Below are 359 nucleotides of genomic sequence, written 5' to 3'. Positions count from 1 at the left end.
CCGGTTTCTCTGTTTCCTCACCTGGCTTCTCTGTTTCTTCACCTGGCTTCTCTGTTTCTTCACCCGGTTTCTCTGTTTCTTCACCTGGTTTTTCTGTTCCTTCACCTGGCTTCTCTGTTTCTTCACCTGGGTTTTCTGTTTCTCCACCTGGCTTCTCTGTTTCTTCACCCGGTTTCTCTGTTTCTTCACCTGGGTTTTCTGTTTCTCCACCTGGCTTCTCTGTTTCTTCACCTGGGTTTTCTGTTTCTTCACCCGGTTTCTCTGTCTCTCCACCTGGGTTTTCTGTTTCTTCACCTGGGTTTTCTGTTTCTTCACCCGGTTTCTCTGTCTCTCCACCTGGGTTTTCTGTTTCTTCACCT

General features: G+C 47.6%; 1 protein-coding gene. It reads right to left on the bottom strand.

Features of this window, described 5'->3' with window-relative positions; all coding sequences use genetic code 11:
* A partial coding sequence (locus FS742_RS28040) for a hypothetical protein (protein WP_260869668.1) occupies positions 1-359 on the bottom strand: 359 nt, incomplete at both ends.

Origin of the sequence: Bacillus cereus (genome assembly GCF_007678085.1) — a bacterium.
Taxonomy (GTDB): domain Bacteria; phylum Bacillota; class Bacilli; order Bacillales; family Bacillaceae_G; genus Bacillus_A; species Bacillus_A cereus_BE.
The sequence above is the reverse complement of the archived record's forward strand: the minus strand, read 5'-3'. Positions and strand labels throughout refer to the sequence as shown.